The 17,333-nt window shown below is 47.1% G+C and carries 15 protein-coding genes and 1 pseudogene; 10 read left to right on the forward strand and 6 right to left on the reverse strand.

Annotated elements, in window-relative coordinates; all coding sequences use genetic code 11:
• Nucleotide 1: 1 nt before the first annotated feature.
• From ACM5Q9_RS06015 to ACM5Q9_RS06025, 3 genes are all read left to right on the forward strand, one after another.
• Nucleotides 2-1,819 (forward strand): AMP-dependent synthetase/ligase, encoded by a 1,818-nt coding sequence (locus tag ACM5Q9_RS06015; protein ID WP_418143826.1) that lies wholly within the window; start codon nt 2-4, stop codon nt 1,817-1,819.
• Between the two features lie 116 nt (nt 1,820-1,935).
• Nucleotides 1,936-3,066, forward strand: a complete 1,131-nt coding sequence (locus tag ACM5Q9_RS06020) for an acyl-CoA dehydrogenase family protein (protein WP_418143827.1) — start codon at nt 1,936-1,938, stop codon at nt 3,064-3,066.
• A gap of 23 nt (nt 3,067-3,089) precedes the next feature.
• The gene (locus ACM5Q9_RS06025; RefSeq protein ID WP_418143828.1) at nt 3,090-4,283 is read left to right on the forward strand and encodes a thiolase family protein; all 1,194 of its coding nucleotides are present in this window, start codon (nt 3,090-3,092) and stop codon (nt 4,281-4,283) included.
• Between the two features lie 317 nt (nt 4,284-4,600).
• Here ACM5Q9_RS06025 and ACM5Q9_RS06030 read toward each other — a convergent pair.
• The 5 genes and pseudogenes from ACM5Q9_RS06030 to msuE form a co-directional block, all read right to left on the reverse strand.
• Nucleotides 4,601-5,808 (reverse strand): annotated as a pseudogene (locus ACM5Q9_RS06030) (IS256 family transposase).
• Between the two features lie 93 nt (nt 5,809-5,901).
• Nucleotides 5,902-6,099, reverse strand: coding sequence for a hypothetical protein (locus ACM5Q9_RS06035; RefSeq protein WP_418143829.1), 198 nt, complete (start codon nt 6,097-6,099; stop codon nt 5,902-5,904).
• Nucleotides 6,100-6,242: 143 nt separating this feature from the next.
• Nucleotides 6,243-7,268 carry a methionine synthase gene (locus ACM5Q9_RS06040; protein ID WP_418143830.1) on the reverse strand — a complete coding sequence of 342 codons (1,026 nt, stop codon included), beginning with the start codon at nt 7,266-7,268 and terminating at the stop codon, nt 6,243-6,245.
• A 157-nt stretch (nt 7,269-7,425) separates the two neighbouring features.
• A complete protein-coding gene (locus ACM5Q9_RS06045) occupies nt 7,426-8,409 on the reverse strand; it encodes a DUF1852 domain-containing protein (protein WP_418143831.1) in 984 nt (327 codons plus the stop codon).
• A gap of 44 nt (nt 8,410-8,453) precedes the next feature.
• Nucleotides 8,454-9,035 carry an FMN reductase gene (gene msuE / locus ACM5Q9_RS06050; protein ID WP_418143832.1) on the reverse strand — a complete coding sequence of 194 codons (582 nt, stop codon included), beginning with the start codon at nt 9,033-9,035 and terminating at the stop codon, nt 8,454-8,456.
• A gap of 404 nt (nt 9,036-9,439) precedes the next feature.
• On the opposite strand from msuE, the gene ACM5Q9_RS06055 reads away from it, so the two are divergent.
• Nucleotides 9,440-10,351 carry a LysR family transcriptional regulator gene (locus tag ACM5Q9_RS06055; protein WP_418143833.1) on the forward strand — a complete coding sequence of 304 codons (912 nt, stop codon included), beginning with the start codon at nt 9,440-9,442 and terminating at the stop codon, nt 10,349-10,351.
• Nucleotides 10,352-10,456: 105 nt separating this feature from the next.
• Here the strand turns inward: ACM5Q9_RS06055 and ACM5Q9_RS06060 are convergent, their stop codons facing one another.
• Nucleotides 10,457-11,104, reverse strand: a complete 648-nt coding sequence (locus ACM5Q9_RS06060) for a TetR/AcrR family transcriptional regulator (protein ID WP_418143834.1) — start codon at nt 11,102-11,104, stop codon at nt 10,457-10,459.
• Between the two features lie 119 nt (nt 11,105-11,223).
• Here ACM5Q9_RS06060 and ACM5Q9_RS06065 point away from each other — a divergent pair, with 119 nt between their 5' ends.
• The 6 genes from ACM5Q9_RS06065 to ACM5Q9_RS06090 all read left to right on the forward strand — a co-directional run bounded on the left by ACM5Q9_RS06065 (nt 11,224) and on the right by ACM5Q9_RS06090 (nt 17,275).
• Nucleotides 11,224-12,036 carry an alpha/beta fold hydrolase gene (locus ACM5Q9_RS06065; RefSeq protein WP_418143835.1) on the forward strand — a complete coding sequence of 271 codons (813 nt, stop codon included), beginning with the start codon at nt 11,224-11,226 and terminating at the stop codon, nt 12,034-12,036.
• A gap of 18 nt (nt 12,037-12,054) precedes the next feature.
• Nucleotides 12,055-12,813 (forward strand): SDR family NAD(P)-dependent oxidoreductase, encoded by a 759-nt coding sequence (locus tag ACM5Q9_RS06070; RefSeq protein WP_418143836.1) that lies wholly within the window; start codon nt 12,055-12,057, stop codon nt 12,811-12,813.
• Nucleotides 12,779-14,182 carry an amidase gene (locus tag ACM5Q9_RS06075; protein ID WP_418143837.1) on the forward strand — a complete coding sequence of 468 codons (1,404 nt, stop codon included), beginning with the start codon at nt 12,779-12,781 and terminating at the stop codon, nt 14,180-14,182. Before ACM5Q9_RS06070 ends, ACM5Q9_RS06075 begins: the two co-directional genes overlap by 35 nt.
• Before the next feature lie 2 nt (nt 14,183-14,184).
• Nucleotides 14,185-14,919 (forward strand): enoyl-CoA hydratase/isomerase family protein, encoded by a 735-nt coding sequence (locus tag ACM5Q9_RS06080; protein ID WP_418143838.1) that lies wholly within the window; start codon nt 14,185-14,187, stop codon nt 14,917-14,919.
• Nucleotides 14,916-15,728, forward strand: a complete 813-nt coding sequence (locus ACM5Q9_RS06085) for a MaoC/PaaZ C-terminal domain-containing protein (protein WP_418143839.1) — start codon at nt 14,916-14,918, stop codon at nt 15,726-15,728. The genes ACM5Q9_RS06080 and ACM5Q9_RS06085 overlap by 4 nt, the downstream gene beginning before the upstream one ends.
• Before the next feature lie 203 nt (nt 15,729-15,931).
• A complete protein-coding gene (locus ACM5Q9_RS06090; protein WP_418143840.1) occupies nt 15,932-17,275 on the forward strand; it encodes an MFS transporter in 1,344 nt (447 codons plus the stop codon).
• Nucleotides 17,276-17,333: the final 58 nt, after the last annotated feature.

Consider the following 17,333-nt stretch of genomic DNA (forward strand, 5'->3'; position numbering starts at 1 on the left):
TATGAGTCATCATTTAATTTCACAATTAACGTTGCCGCAAATGCTGCGTAAGCGCGCGCAACAAGAGCCTGATAAAGTTGCCTTACACCAAAAAGATTACGGTATATGGCAGCCCCTGACGTGGGCTACTTACTATCAACGTGCTGTATGGTTTGGCTTAGGCATGAAGTCACTAGGCCTTTCTGACAACGGCCATGTTGGAATAATTTCTGAAAACCGTTCAGAATGGGTGTTGGCTCAATTAGGCTGTGGCATGGTGGGTGTGGTCACCGTTGGCGTTTATCCAACCAGCCCCGCCCCCGAGGTTGCTTATATCTTGAACCATTCGGACTCTGAAATTGTCGTGTGTGAAGATCAGGAGCAGGCCGACAAAGTTGCTGAGTCTTTGCATGAACTGCCGCAGCTTAAGCATGTCATTATTATCGAGCCTGATGGTTTTCGTAATACTGATGAACGTATTGCCGATATTGCCGTACTGTATAGTGATGTTGAGCAAGCCGGCAAAGCGTATGAAAAGACGCATTCCGGACTTGTTGATGAAGTGTTGACCAAACAAACGATGCAAGACATAGGGCTTATCATTTATACCTCCGGCTCTACGGGTAAGCCCAAGGGGGCGATGATCAGCTACGCCAACATACATGGCGTGACGCCAGGCATCATAGAACGCCTGAAGCTTCAGCCAGACTCAAGCCATTTATCGTATTTGCCTTTGTGTCATGTGGCCGAGCAAATGCTGACTACCTTTGTTCCCATTTATCTGGGATCGGTGGTTTGTTTTGGTGAATCCATACGCACCGTTCAGGAAGACTTGCGTGAACTGGCGCCTACCTTGTTTTTGGGTGTACCACGTATTTGGGAAAAACTCTATTCATCCATCGCGATCAAAATCACTGAAACAGGACGCTTTCGCCGGTGGTTGTTTAATAAAGCCATCGCGGCGTGTGAGCCATTCAGATACAAACCAAAAAGTGCCCGCAGCCTAAAAGAAAATGTGATTTACGGGTTTTGGTACTGGATTATTTTGCGTGCCTTACAAAACTTTATCGGCTTGCGTAATTGCCGGGTGGCCTTGACGGGAGCAGCGCCCGTCCCACCTACCGTCGTCAAGTTTTTTCGTACCATAGGTGTACCCATTGTAGAAGTGTATGGTCTGACAGAGTCCACAGGAATGGTAACAGGGCAACCTCTTGATGATCCCCATCCGGCTTCTGTAGGCATGGTTACCTACGGTACTGAGTACAAGTTGGCCCCGGAGACGGGTGAATTATTGTTGCGTGGGCCGATGGTCTTTGCCGGTTATTATAAAAATGAAGCTGAAACGGCTAAAACCATTGTTGATGGATGGTTGCATACGGGGGACGTTGTTAACGAGCGCAATGGTCAGCTTTATATCGTTGATCGCATGAAGGACATCATGATTACCGCAGGTGGCAAAAACATCACGCCATCAGAAATAGAAAATACGATGAAGGGTAGCCCTTACATCAAAGAGTGTATCGTCATTGCAGACGGTCGCCGGTTTGTTTCTGCATTGATAGAAATTGACTTGGAAACCGTGTCAAAGTGGGCGGAAACACGTCAAATAGCTTTTACGCATTTCCGCTCGCTTACGGAGCTTGATGAGGTAAAAAAACTCATCGAGTCCGAGGTCGCTAAAGGCAACGCCCTTTTGGCACCCGTCGCAAACATTAGACGCTTTCATTTACTGACGAAGGAACTGGACCATGATGATGGTGAGGTAACCGCAACCATGAAAGTAAAGCGTAGTAGCATTCATAAGACTTATGAGACAGAAATAGAGGCCCTGTACGCCTAGTTTTCCAGGCAGTTTACGTCCTTGAATTTTTTATGATTATTAGCAGCCCAAACATGGCTGTATGGGTGTCTGTTGCTTGCGTTTTGTGACATGCGCCAGTATTTAGGAGTAGTAAGATGCAATTTGAATTGACTGAAGAGCAGAAGCAAATACAGGCCTTGGCGCAACAGTTCTCAAAGAAAGAAATACAAGGCATAGCGAGTCAGGCAGATAAGGATGCACAATTTCCCATGCATATTTATCGCAATGCATTTTCCTTGGGGCTGCTAAATTCAGTATTGCCACAACAATATGGCGGTGCCGGTCTTGGTTGCATGGAGTTGGTGCTGATAACAGAGTCGCTTTGCCATGCTTGTTTGGGCATTGGTGCTGCTTTATGTATCAATACCTTGGCCGCAGAACCTATCGTTATGGCAGGAACGCACGAACAAAAAGAAAAATACCTTAAACGTCTCACATCGGGAGCGATGGCAAGTTTCGCACTGACAGAGCCTTCAGCAGGTTCGGATGTTGCCTCCATTAAAACCAAGGCAGAAAAGGTCCCGGGGGGCTATCGCTTAACAGGTAGCAAAATATGGATTTCCAACGCTAATATGGCGGAATTTTTTGTGGTATTTGCCAAAACGGATGCCCAAGCAGGCCATAAGGGCTTATCCGTTTTCATTGTGGAAACGGATAGTGAGGGATTATCTGTGGGTACGCCACTTTCCAAGATGGGACAAAAGGCCGCACCAGCGTGTGAAGTGTTTCTGGATGGGGTATTTGTTCCCGATAGTCAGCTTTTGGGTGAAGAAGGCAGTGGGTTTTCAATCGCCATGAAAGTGTTTGACCGCACCAGGCCAATGGTAGCGGCTTTTGGTGTTGGCTTGATACAGCGTTGTTTTGACGAATCGCTTGCCTATGCCAGCCAGCGTCAGTCGATGGGTAAGTCCTTGATGAGCCATCAGGCCATTGCCCATAAACTGGCCGATATGCGTTTGCGCCTGGAGGCAGCACGTTTGCTGACTTATCAATCAGCATGGCGCCTGGATTGTGGGCTGAATAATACGATAGAGGCGTCGATGGCTAAAGTGAATGCGGCGGACTCGGCGATGTGGGCAGCCACTGAAACCATACAAATATTTGGCGGTATGGGTTATTCAACCGAGTACCCTGCAGAAAAGCTTTTCCGTGATGCGAAGGTACTGCAAATTTATGAAGGCACTTCAGAAATACAACGCAATATCATCGCACGTGAGTTGATTTAATTCATCATATAAAGGTTAAACATATGAATAAGATAGATTCTAATGAAGCGGTGATTCTGGAAGCTGTGCGTACGGTGTTTGGTCGTCGTGGTGGCGCATTAAGAAATACGCGTCCCGATACTTTGCTTGCCACCGCACTTAAAGCACTTGTCAGTCGCTCTGGTGTGCAGACTTCCATGGTAGGTGATGTATTGGCAGGCTGCGTTAGCCAGGCAGGTGAGCAGGGCGGAAATATAGCACGCCAGGCTTTATTGGTTGCCGGTTTTCCTGAAAGCGTGCCTGGTGTTACGATGAACCGTATGTGTGGTTCCAGCCAGTATGCGCTTCATGCCGCGGCTCAGGCTGTCGGTATGCAAGATATGGATTTTGCCATTGCGTGTGGTGTGGAAAGCATGAGTCGGGTTCCGATGTTTCTGGATATGACTTTAGGGCAGCATGACTTTACCGGCTTTGATAATTTGCATCCGGACCTGGTCAAACGTTTTGTTATTCCGCATCAGGTAGAAAGTGCCGAACTTATTGCTGACCATTGGTCCTTAACGCGTTCACAATTGGATGATTACGCGGTCGAAAGTCACGCACGCGCCAAGGCTGCACGTGATGCAGGCTTACACGCCGAAATCATCCCTTTACCAGGTGTTGATAAGGAAGGTAATACCATCACACTGGATCGTGATGAAGGCATCAGGGAGGTGATTGATAGAGCCCGTATGGATGCGATGGCGCCTGTTTTCAGGTCTGCGGAAACGGGTAAAGTGACCGCGGCCAATGCAAGCCAGATGTCTGACGGTGCAGCGGCGGTATTGGTGGGGCGTTATGGTGCCGCCATTGAGCTGGGGTTTAAACCCAAGGCGAAATTTCTGGCACGCGTTGTGCTTGGTTCCGATCCTGTCATGCAATTAACCGGGATTATTCCAGCTACACGTCAGGCACTTGTAAAAGCCGGTTTAACAATTGACGATTTGGACTGGATAGAAGTCAACGAAGCATTTGCCAGTGTGGCACTTGCTTTTGAGCGTGAGTTCAAGCCTGATACAGAGATTCTTAATCCTTGGGGCGGTGCCATCGCACATGGTCATCCTTTAGGTGGGACGGGCGCGGGTTTAATGGCCAAGATGTTATCAGGATTACGTCATGTTGACGGAGAGCTTGGGCTGCAAGTAATGTGTATCGGCCATGGTATGGCAACGGCAACGATAGTACAGCGCCTGGATTAGTTGACGGTTTTGGGATGGTTCTTTTCATCCCTTGCTACAGGTAATAAAAAAAGCCCTTGAATTTATTTCAAGGGCTTTTCAGTATCTTTGGCGGAGATGGAGGGAGTCCAAAAACAATTGCGCCAATATCTTAAAATCAAGCGCTTACATCAAAAATAAATACGCTGTGTAGCAATTTTGTGTGTCAATATACAACGCCTGAATATATCGTAACATATATACAAAAAGAAAGCCCCTAAATAGGGGGATTTTTTACTACCAGGGAAGGAGGGTGGGTAAATTAAGAGGGTGTAAATAATTCTGTGTAACCGTCTGGGTTATACATAATCGCTGATGCGATCCTCAAACTCAATAATAAACCGATTCAGTGCAAGCTTCCAGTTGCGAATTGGCATGGTCCATTTTTTGGACGCATCCATGATGGCAAGGTAAATAACTTTTCTGGCTGAATCGTCGGTCGGGAACAACTTGCGCTTGCTGATGGCCTTACGAATGACGCTGTTCAGGGATTCGATGGCATTGGTGGTGTAAATGGCTTTTCGAATATCCTCCGGATAGCGAAACAGGGTATTCAGGTTCGGCCAGTGGGTACGCCAGCTACGGCTGATCTGTGGATATTTGTCATCCCATTGCTGGGCAAGCAGCTCCAGTTCCCGCAAGGCTTCCTGCTCGGTGGCAGAGTGGTAAATACGCTTGAGTCCAGCAGCAACTGCCTTGTAGTCCTTGTAGGGTACATACTTCATCGCGTTGCGTACCAGATGAACAATGCACAGCTGGATTTGGGTCTGCGGATACGCTGCACTGATCGCATCCGGGAAGCCTTTGAGCCCATCTACGCAGGCAATGAGGATGTCTTTGACGCCACGATTTTGCAATTCCGTGAGCACGCCTAACCAGAACTTGGCGCCCTCTTTCTCAGACAGCCACATGCCCAACAGTTCCTTATGGCCTTCTAAATTGACCCCAGCGCTAGATAAAGGGCTTTGTTGATGACTTGCTTGTCCTGTCGGATCTTGACCACAATGCAGTCCAGATAGACGATCGGGTAAACCGATTCCAGCGGGCGCGATTGCCACTCATCAACCTTGTCGATCACTGCTTCGGTGACTTTGGAGATCAGGGTGGGTGCAATGTCGGCACCGTACATTTCCTTGAAGGTTGCCACGATTTCACGGGTCGTCATGCCTTTGTCGTAAAGGCTCAGGATCTTGTCATCCATTGAGGTAAAACGTGTCTGGCCCTTTTTAACCAGCCTGGGCTCAAAGCTGCCGTCACGGTCCCGAGGCGTGTTCATCTCGAATTGGCCATCTTCTGTCTTGACGGTTTTGGCGGTCTAACCATTGCGGTTGTTGGTGTTGTCTGAAGACTGATGCCGCTCGTAGCCCAGATGCTCATCAAGTTCGGCATTGAGTGCCGCCTCGACCGTAATCTTGGTCAGCATCTGGCTGAATTCATTCAGGTCCTTTTCGGTCTTCAAGCCTTTGGCTGCCTCGCGAGCAAACGCTTCCAGTTTCTTTTTGTCCATGTGATCTATCCTTTACCCGGTATGGGTGTAATGATAGATGGTTTACACAGTTTAATTTACAGGCTCCAAATGAGGGTGAATTGACGCGGCCGCTTAATTTAGTGCTTCTTTGGCTGCTTCTTCAGGTGTTAAACCTTCATAGAACATATCTGTAAACCACTCGGCATGCTCTTCAATATAGTCTTGCGCTTCGCGTAGCGTTGCGCCGGCCTTAACTAAAAAGCCTTCCACTTCAATACACCATTCAATTAATGCCACTTCGTCCGGATCGGGCTCGTTTTTCTTGTTCATGTTTTTCCTTTGCTTGAAACTACGCCATATTTTTTAGGGTGCTACACAATAAAATGCAGCGTTGTATCAAGCATACATCATACATGGTGACTCGACTAGCGTTTACCAGGCACTTTTTTCCCTCATTATATTTCAGGTATATTTCAAGCAGAAGTGAGTCGTTCCTTGGCTAGCCTGGTGCCCTTGGCAAGCGCTTCGAGTTTGCGTAACGCCACCTCGCGCGCCATCGGTGCCAGACCGCAGTTTGTGCACGGGAACAGTCTTTCTTTCGGTACGAACGCTAACGCTTGCCCTATGGTGTCCGCTACCTCTTCGGGTGTTTCGACCACATCACTAGCCACATCGATGACGCCGACTAACACGTCTTTTCCAGCCAGAAGCTTCATCAACTCAGGGGGCACATGGGAATGGATGCATTCCAGGCTGACCTGATCAATACGGCTGCGGGCAAGTGCGGGAAATACGGTCTCATACTGACGCCATTCTTCACCTAAGGTACTTTTCCAGTCGGTATTGGCTTGAATGCCGTAGCCATAACAGATGTGCACGGCTGTTGTGCAGGTTAAGCCCTGTATGGCTCGCTCTAGTGCCTGCACCCCCCACTCAGCTGCCTCTTTCATGTACACATTGAAAGCGGGTTCGTCAAACTGGATGATGTCTACGCCGTCGGCCTGGAGAGCCAGTGCTTCTTGGTTAAGTAATTCAGCAAAAGCCAACGCCAACTTAAATTTATCGCCGTAGAAGCGGTCAGCAACGGTATCAACAATGGTCATGGGGCCGGGAAGCGTAAATTTTAGCTTCTTCTTGGTGTGCGCACGGGCCAATTGTGCTTCGAAGTCGTGTACGCGCCCCTTAAGGCGCAAGGGTGAAATGACTTGCGGCACCATTGCATTGTAGCGATTGTCGCGGATACCCATTTGTACTTTATTTTCGAAATCAATGCCCTCAACCTGTTCGAGGAAACCATGAACAAAATGCTGTCGCGATTGTTCGCCGTCACACACAATGTCCAGGCCGGCATCTTCCTGCGCTTTGATCCAAAGCAAAGTGGCATCTGCCTTGGCCTGGCGAAGCGCATCGCCCTGGACCTTCCATTGGGGCCATAGCTTATTGGTTTCAGCCAGCCACTCTGGTTTAGGCAGGCTGCCGGTAATAGAGGTTTCAAACATTTGAAATTTCCTTTAAAAGAAAGAAGAAAGAGTGCGCTGTTGCGGATGGCTGCGCCAACTGTAACGACTGTAGCCTGCATCAAGAAAGCGGTGCAAACAATACAAATGCATGTTTGCCAGTCAGGGGAATTTGCCCGGACGCACCCTATGTAATGTGTTAGTCCGCGTAGTCGGCTGCCCATTTCTCAAGCAATTGCTTGTGCGGTTTTATGAATTGCTCTTCGGTATATTTACCTTGCTTGACGGCCAGTTGACTGCGTTCTACCCGGTCATAGGAAATTTGCGTTAAGGAATAGTCTTGGTACTTCAAGCTTGGTTGATAAAGTTTTCCGGCCCTAGCGTTTGCGTTATAAATTTCGGGTCGATAAATTTTCTGAAAAGTTTCCATTGTGCTAATGGTGCCGATCAACTCAAGATTTGAATAATCGCTCAGCAGGTCGCCAAAAAAATAGAAAGCCAATGGCGCAACTGCGTTTGGGGGCATAAAAAAGCGAACCTGCATTCCCATTTTTGCAAAGTAATGATCGGTAGAGGACAGTTCACTCTGTTGATACTCAACACCCAGGATGGGATGATGATTGCCAGTTTGCTGATAGGTCTTGCTTGTTGAAACACTGATACAAATAACAGGAGCCTTGTGGAAGCGCTTTTGATAGGCCTCTGAGGAGACAAAGTGCTTGAACAACTTGCCATGCAAGTCGCCAAAGCAATCTGGCATGCTAAATGGTGCTTGATTGGCATTGTGTGCCGGCAGTAAGACACTGAAGTCATAATCGCGTATGTACGATGAAAAACTGTTGCCCACAATGCCATCAATACGTTGGTTTGTCTGTTTGTCGACGATGGTGGTCTTCAGCATCTCGATGAGTGGAAATGCTTCATCATTGCTGTGGGAATTCAGGCTCATTTCAACGGAAATGATCTCGAGTTCAACGGTATAGCGATTTCTTGTGGGATTGTCCCAGTGCGCCAGGTCGTTGAAGCGATTGCTGATCATGCGCAAAGTGTTGCGCAGATTTTGCTGCCTGTTCGCGCCTCTTGCGAGGTTGGCAAAGTTAGTGGTTAAGCGCGTGCTGTCTGAGGGATGATAGTTTTCATCAAAGCAGGTGCTTTTGAGGCTAAAAGTAAAGGTTTGGTTCATTGCAATCTAATGGGCTAATTGATAAGGAATAGACGGATATTTGTTTAGGCGTCAATCAGGTTGCCAACAGGATAAGTGCACGCATGGGTACTTAATTTGATCAAGGGCAAGGCGCGCTGGATGGTGAGTTTCGCTCGCTCTATCAAGCGTCCGTTGTGCAGGCGGTAGTCCAGAAAATCCTTATCTGTCGCGTATATGCCCAACGGTAACGTGCGCGCCTGAAAGAAACTGAACAGTGGCCTTAGCTGGTGATCAATCACCAGTGAATGGCGCTCACTGCCCCCATTTGCGGCTAGCAAAACGGGTATGTCAATCAAGGCATCCTGATGAATAAAGTCAAAAAAGTGTTTAAACAGTCCTGTGTACGCACCACGAAAAACCGGGGTTACCACTACCAGAATGTCAGCTTGCTCAACCTTGGCAAGTGCCTGCTCCACTGTGTCGGGTAGCTGCGAGCGCCAGACCGCACCGGCAAGCTGGGGCGCGAGTTGGGCCAATTCGATCAGGCATTGCTGGCAGGGAATTTCCTTGGCAATCAAACCCGACAAGTATTCGGCGAAGACCGCAGATCGGGAGGGTCGTTGCAAGCCGCCTGAAACTGCTACTACACGCATGGGTCGTGCCATTTTTACTTCCATAAAACTTAATTTATGCAGTACCTGAACCGCGCAATTTGCGGGCTTAGTGCTGCATGATTGTGATGATTGGGTTAGTTGTTCTTCTAAATGAGAGTCAAGAAGGTGCAAACTATTTACAGCCGGGTTTTTAGTGTTTTAACTGCATGTCTTTTTTGCAGTTGGGTGGTTTTATTCGCAAGCTTCACTTGAGGCATCACGTCATCATTGAGGGATTTGAATAGTGAACACGCGCACGCTGAGAAGCCTACCTAAGCCCTTGTGTAATTCGATTTAGTGAATATTGATCATTGCCACGTTAAAATATAAATAAGCTATGGTAAGGAATGGTACCTAGGTTGTTTAATGAAGTAAAATGGTATTATTTCATTAATTGATGAATATAAATCATAATTATGCTTGAACGTATCCACCTCAGTATCATCCATGAAGTTGAAAAACAAGGGTCTTTAACGGCGGCCGCTGGTGTGCTAAACCTGACACAGTCGGCGCTGAGTCACAGCATAAAAAAGCTGGAACAACAATTGGGCACCGATATCTGGTTGCGTGAAGGGCGAAGCCTGCGGTTGACGCAGGCCGGGCAGTACTTGTTGGCAGTGGCGAACAGAGTGCTTCCGCAATTGGATTTGGCCGAAGAGCGCCTGGGTCAATTCGCCCAGGGCAAACGTGGTTCACTGCGTATTGGCATGGAATGCCATCCTTGTTACCGCTGGCTACTTAAAGTGGTTGCTCCCTATTTGGCGGCATGGCCTGATGTGGAGGTAGACGTTAAGCAAAAGTTTCGGTTTGGCGGAATAGGGGCTTTATTCGGCTATGAAATTGATTTATTGGTAACGCCCGACCCGCTGTTCAAGCCAGGACTTAAGTTCGAACCCGTATTTGACTATGAGCAGGTGCTGGTTGTTCAAAAAGGGCATAGCTTGGCTTCTTTGCCCTACCTAAAACCACAGCATTTAATCCATGAAGTGCTTATCAGTTATCCGGTAGAGATTGAGCGCCTGGATATTTACAACCAGTTCCTGTTGCCGGCAGGTGTCACTCCCAAGAGCCATAAAACCATAGAGACCACTGACATCATGATGCAAATGGTGGCTAGTGGACGTGGAGTGGCCGCTCTACCACGTTGGTTAGTCGATGAATATGCGGCCAAGATGAATGTGGTGCCTGTGCGATTAGGCGTGCATGGTATCGCCAAGCAAATTTATCTGGGTGCGCGCGAGACAGATGTTGGCATTGATTACATACGAGCGTTCATAGAACTATCTCGTCAATCAGCCACTGATGTTGCTCATTTAGCCGGGAAATAGAGATGAGTATTGTTTTCTTGTAAAAACTGTTCTCTTAGCTTATACGTCCGGTAAAGCCATCTTTTATTAATGACTTGAAAAGATGGCTTTACCGGATGCTTACCTTTAAATGGCATGGAACAGAGAAAGAAACCATATATCACTAACAATTTTGGCTGCTTGTTCTGGATTGATGACTTTTTCTGTTGCACTAGGTACGGCATACCATACAAAGGCTGATTGTTCTGTCATAGAGACGAGTGCCTCTAATGTGTGTCTGATGGGTTCACCATTTAATTCTGTTTTGTTATGGTCGCGTTTTAGCGCGTTGGAAACGCGCTGAATATGTGATTCGCGCATGTACCACCACATGTCAGTATATTTTTTTTCGACCATGGTTGCTTCTATAAAGGCTTTCATGACGTGTCGATGGTTTAGGTAATGTGTGAGATACCCTAAATTGGATTGCTGGATGGTTTCATATGGGTGAGTTGAAAATCTTTGATCGGTATTTACCCTACTTGCAGCATAGAGTTGCTGATGAATGTTATTGATTATGGCGAGAAAAACATCGTCTTTATTTTCAAAATAGCGATATAGAGCACCGAGCGATAAATTGGATTTTTCGGCCAAATCACTCATACGCATGGCTACATAGCCTGTTTCACCAAAAAGATCGTGCCCTGCAGTTAGAATCCTTGCGACAGTGGCTTTACCTTTTGGTGTGGTAGGCTGGGGAATTTTTAGAGAATGTGGAGAATTTTTATCAATCATAAAAAAAGTGACGTCACTATTGTTTTTTTGGGTGGGCTGACATAGAATATCTGAAAATTAACAGAAAAATACTTACTTTAAGATAATAAATCAATGTTAGCACAAAGGAGGCTAGGCCAATGTTAGCACAAAGCGACATCTCAAATGGCAAGTTACAACATGTCGATGTAGGAGACATTAAGGTTGCGTTTAGCAAAACAGGTGAAGGTCCTGCGGTTGTTATGGTACACGGATTGGCTGAAGATCATAGCAGTTGGAAGCAAGTTATCAGTCTGATTAAGGCCCCTATAAGTATCTATGCGGTTGATTTGCGTGGGCATGGAGAAACGACAGCGGGTGAGGGAAACGGCACAGTGGAGCAACTGGCAGCAGATTTATTGCGCTTTATCGAGTCTGTAACAGGATCTGCGATTTGTGTTGGCTTCTCTTTAGGGGGGGTGATTGTGCTTGAAGCGGCTTTGCAACGTCCTGATTTGGTCCGTCAAGCCATAGTGGTGGGAACTTCAAGCAAAGTAGGGCGGGCGGCAGCCAGCTTTTTTGAGGAACGTATTTCACAGGCAGAGTCAGACCTCCCTACATTTTTTCAAGCGTTGGAAAGTGATACGGCAGGGCAAATTGTGAGTAAGCATGAGCAAGTACAGACAGTTGCTCGCCAACGCATCGCTGCGGTGGGTGATGCTAAAGGTTATATCAATGCGGCCAAGGCTATGGTTGGATTATCGCAGGCGCCAATGACTGAACGGTTAGGGGCGATTCAAGTACCGGTGCACGTTGTTCAGGGTGAGCGCGATCATTATTGTCCACAAAAAGCTGCTGATATATTGTTAGCGGCTATGCCATCGGCTCAGTTAGTTGTTATTCCCGATGCTGGTCATTTAATGGCCGTAGATCAGCCTGAACAGTTAGCGGCTGCAATTGCAAAAATTTTTTAATATAAAGAGAGGAAAGACATGACACAACCTAAGGTAGCGATCGTTACGGCAGCAGCTGGTGCGGGCATAGGCTCTGCCATTGCAAGACAGTTGGCTTCAGAGAATATGCATGTGGTAATTACTGATTTGCATGAAGGGCGTATGCAAAAATTGTCTGAAGAGTTGACGCAGTCCGCAGGACTCGAGTGCCCGTATTTCAAAATGGATGTAAGTGATCACCAAGAGGTCGAGCAAGTTTTTGCCGCTGTGATAGAGAAGTTTGGCCGGATTGACTGTTTGGTTAACAATGCTGGCTGGTCCAAAATTGAACCCGTGGCTGAGATGAGTATTGAGACATGGAACAAATGTCTCAATATAGACCTGACCGGTACATTTAATTGTATGCGGCATGCGTTGCCTTATATGATCCAGGCTAATGCGGGTTCTATTGTTAATATTTCTTCTATTTCTGCTTGGGAAATGACGACAGAGCACGGTGCTGCATATTCAGCAGCAAAAGCAGGCGTGATGGCATTGACTCGAGTTGCTGCAGCAGAAAATGGCAAAGCAGGGATTCGTATTAATGCTATTGCCCCTGGCTTGATTTATAACGATTTTTTACGAAAAATTTATCCAGATGAGTTTTTTGATAGCTATTTACAGAAAAAATCGTTTTTGAATCGTTTGGGTACCCCAGAGGATGTGGCGTATCTCACCGCTTTCTTGTTAAGTGATAAGGCTGGCTATATTACCGGTGAAACCTATGGCGTTAGCGGAGGGGTGCACCCTCATGCTTAACCTTAATCATAAAGATCTGGTAGAGGCGACGACGCCAGCCTGGAAACTCATGCAGCGTTTTCAGGAGAGTCAGCAGTCTGCCGTGGAGGTAACGGCTGCATTGCTTGAGCGTATTCAGGAAAAAGAGCCTCGTATCCAGGCTATGACGCTTTTGACACCAGAGTTGGCCATGCAGCAAGCACGGACAGCCGACGCAAACTATAAAGCCGGTACTCCCCGAGCGCTGGAGGGTGTACCAGTTACGATCAAAGATACCTTTGACTTGGCTGGTTATGTGACAACCAAAGGTTCCCGTGTGTTTAAGCACCATCATGCACTAGAGCATAGTGGGGTAATTCGTAGGTTATACAACGCTGGTGCTGTCTTTTTAGGTAAGACGAATACAGCGGAGTTTGGGCAATCTGCGACAAATGAAAATAAGTTGGGTTTAGTTACCGGAAACCCCTGGGATATAGAAAAGACACCAGGAGGATCAAGCGGTGGTGCTGCTGCTTCGGTCGCTGCTGGCTATGCGCCTATTGCACTAGGCGCTGATGGGGGAGGGTCCATCCGTATTCCGGCTGCCATGACAGGTGTTTTTGGGTTTAAACCTAGTTATGGCCTGTGTCCTGACGAAGGTGGTTTTAGGGCCATGAGTGATTTTGCGTGTGCCGGTCCACTGACTACTTGTGTGGCAGATGCACGTTTGTTTTTATCTGTGTTGGCTGAGCGGGAATTTCATCGTGCACCGGATGGACTGAAAAGGTTCCGAATCGGTTATTGCGAATCCTTAGATGGGCAGCCAGTAGATCCAGCTATTCGAGCCGCTGTCAGTAACGTTGCAACAGTATTAAGCAGAATGGGCCATCAGGTGGACAGCATTGATCCCAGTTTTTCAGGATGGGAACAGAGTTTTGGCCCGTTGGTGTTGGCTGAGGAATGGCGTGAGCGCGGCCATTTATTGACGTATTGCGAGAATGAGTTAACCGACTATGAGCTATCCAGCTTACGTGCAGCGCAAACATTAACGCCTGAACAGGTGCGTGATGCAAGGCAAAAACAGCTGGAATACCAAGCCAAGGTTGCCCGTCTGTTTGAGAGTTATGACTATTTGTTGACCCCAACTGTGGCAACGCCAGCTTTTACGATTGGCGAACGACCCAGTCATGTTGATGGTAAAAAAGTTAGTCGGCTATGGGGGGCATTTCCGTTTACCAGTCCATTTAATGTGGCTGGAGTGCCAGCTGCGGCCATACCGTGTGGGGTGGAGCGGGGCCTGCCACTGTCAGCGCAACTGGTAGGTGCATATCAGACGGATGAGGCGTTACTCAATTTGTGCGAAGCGCTAGAAAGTGAATTGAACTTTCAGACGTATAGCGATGGAGTATGACTGTGAGTGAAATTTCTACGCTAGCTATAGCCCCAGATGTAGTGGTCTTAAAGATAGACAGGGTAGAGAAGCGAAATGCGCTGTCTCGGGCCATGTTGAATAGCTTAATGACTGAGTTTAGGGCGGCAGAGCATAGTGGGGTACGTGCGCTGATTTTTTGGGGTAATGGCCAGTGCTTTTCGGCGGGTGCAGATTTTCATGATTTGTGCGGTGATGCCTCTGATATGGAATATGACAACTTAATGCGCCAGTTGGTTTTGGCTATACAACAGAGCACCATGACATGTATAGCGGCTATTGATGGGCCTTGTATGGGGGCTGGGTTGGATTTGGCTTTAGCGTGTGATGTGCGTGTGGCAAGTCTCCATGCAAAATTCGCATTGCCAGCGGTCAAGATGGGTATTCTTTATAACCCTGAGCGAGCCGTTGAGATAATGGGTTTGTTGGGCAACTTGACTGAGCGCTTACTGTTGTTGGGTGAAACTGTTTCCATTGAGGAGACGGTAGGTACACGGTTAGTGACGCATAAAGAGTATGTGAAAAATTCTGCTTTTGACATGGCTGTGGCATTAGCCAAAGCGTCCGCTGAGCTGCCTGAGGAAGCGCAAATAATTACCAAAAAATTTATACGTGAAAGTGATAAACATCCGAACACGTACTGGATGCAGTTGAGAGAGAAACTGTTGGTTTCTGAGGAAAGAAGGCAAATTATTCAACGTAAAAAGGGGGTGATGTGAATATACCGGAAAGTTTTAATGATTTGGTTAGCTACGACTTGGGAAGTAAAGAGGTTGTTTGGGATCAATCGACGTTAATTTTGTATGCGATTGCTTGTGGTGCATCGGCAAACGATCTTGAGTTGGTGTATGAGGAAGGCCTTAAAGCCTTGCCTAGTTTTGTCAGCACCCTTGGGTTGTGGGCAGTTGAAAAATGCGGTGATTTAGGCGTTTATGATCGTCAAAAATCCTTGCATGTATCGCAATACATAGAAATTAAAAAGACGATTCCTGTGCAGGCTCGTGTTGTGACAAATGCCAGGGTTGAAGGTGTATGGGACAAAGGCCGGGCAACGATTGTTGATATCGTCGTTGAGTCCGAATACTTTATTGCCAAATATGCTATTTTTCTGCCCGGCATTGGAGGTTGGGGAGGAGAAGATGCACCTAAAGCGGCTGCAAAAGTAGAGGTGCCACTGGAGAAAGTTGGTAGCTACCAGACCACGGAGAATCAAGCCATTTTGTATAGGCTGACAGGTGATCTGCATCCGGTGCATGTCAATTTTGAGGTTGCTCGCGCTTATGGCTTTGCCAAGCCTATTCTGCATGGTCTATGTACTTTCGGGATTGCATTACGTTTGCTGGCAACGGTGATGAATATTTCTCCCGAAACCCTGCAAACGGCTAGTGCAAAATTGAGCGCACCTGTTTTACCTGGCGAGAATTTAACGTTGTATGCAGCAAGGGTAGAGGCAGGTTATGTGTTTGAGATGCGCGTTGACGACAAGGTGGTGCTCAAGGAGGGGCAGGCTGCTTTTTTATCAACGTAATACCTGCGTTACTCAATAAAAATCAAACTATACATTGCTACAGATGTAAAAAATAAAATTGGAGACATTCATGAACAGATTTTTAAGACTGGGAGTAGTAGACCTGTGTGAGTTGTTTGAGGGAAAGCACCAAATTGAAACGGTTTTTTTCAGAATGCTTGGCGCATCTTTGTAACTCTTTTGACTCACTAAAGGTACTTACTATGTCTACTACGACTACCACGTCCACAATACCCACGTCCACAATATCAATTGCTGCCAGTAAGAGTTTTGGTACAAAGCAGCAGCAGCGCGCTTTTTGGGGGAGTTTTATCGGTACCACCCTTGAATGGTTTGACTTCTTTATTTATGCCACGGCAGCCAGTCTGGTCTTTTCTACTATTTTTTTTCCATCCTTAGGAGAGCATGTTAGCTTGCTCGCGTCATTTGCTACGTTGGGGGTGGCTTTTTTAGCACGGCCAGTCGGTGCGTTTATCTTTGGGCATTTAGGTGATACTTTGGGAAGGCGTACTACCTTGATGATCACAATGGTATTGATGGGGGCAGCGACGGGATTGATCGGTTTGTTGCCTACATGGAATGAGATAGGAGTCTGGGCCCCTATTTTGCTAACTTGCCTGAGGTTTTTACAAGGTGTAGCTGTGGGTGGCGAATGGAGCGGTGCGGTGATTATGAGCATAGAAAGTGCGCCTAAGCATCGTGCGCGGTTTTATGGAGCAGCACCGCAGATAGCCAGTCCTTTTGCATTAGTCCTATCCAGTATTGTGATGTATGCCGTCGCTCAATTACCTACAGAAGACTTAATGAGCTGGGGATGGAGGATTCCATTTTTAACCGGGTTTGTTCTGGTAGTGATCGGGGTCATCATTCGGCTGAGAGTACCTGAGCCTGAGGTGTTTAACGAGGCTAAGAAATCTCAAGAAATCCGTAAGAATCCAATCGGTACCGTAATTCGTACTAAATCGTTGCAGTTACTGGTAGGTGTTGGATTGCAGGCCAGTGTTCTAGTGCTGTTTTATTTGATTACTACCTATATGCTCTCACTGGCCAATCAACGTTATGGCATAGCACGCAGTGAAACGATGCTTATTTTACTGGTGGCGGCGACAGTGGATTTGTTTGCGATAGTGATGATAGGCATTCTGGCAGATAAGATAAGTCCCTTGAAGATTTTTATGACCGGTGCGATTTCTACTTTGTTGTTTGCGATACCGCTGTTTCTGCTTTTTTCCACCGGAAATGTTGTCCTGATGGCTCTTGCATTCATTATTGCGCTGGTGCTGGGACATGCTTCAGTGTATGCAGTGGTATCCAGTATGACATTTGAGCTGTTCCCGGTGGAGGTACGTTATAGCGGAGTTGCTTTGGTGTCAGCTATTTCAGCGATTGTTTTTTCCGCCACAACCCCTTTTATTGCCGCATTCTTAGTGCCTGCTGCTAGCCAGGTACATTGGTGGCCTTTGCCTGCCATGTTGATGGCTGCGTCACTTATTTCGATTGTTGCGGGCTATGGCGTACGGATAGTTCTTAAACAAAACCAGGCATAAATTGTTTTGAATGAAAGAGTAATACTGCGAGCAGCAAGAGTTGCTTGCAGTATGGATC

This window comes from Advenella sp. RU8 (assembly GCF_048381675.1).
Lineage (GTDB): Bacteria > Pseudomonadota > Gammaproteobacteria > Burkholderiales > Burkholderiaceae_B > Advenella.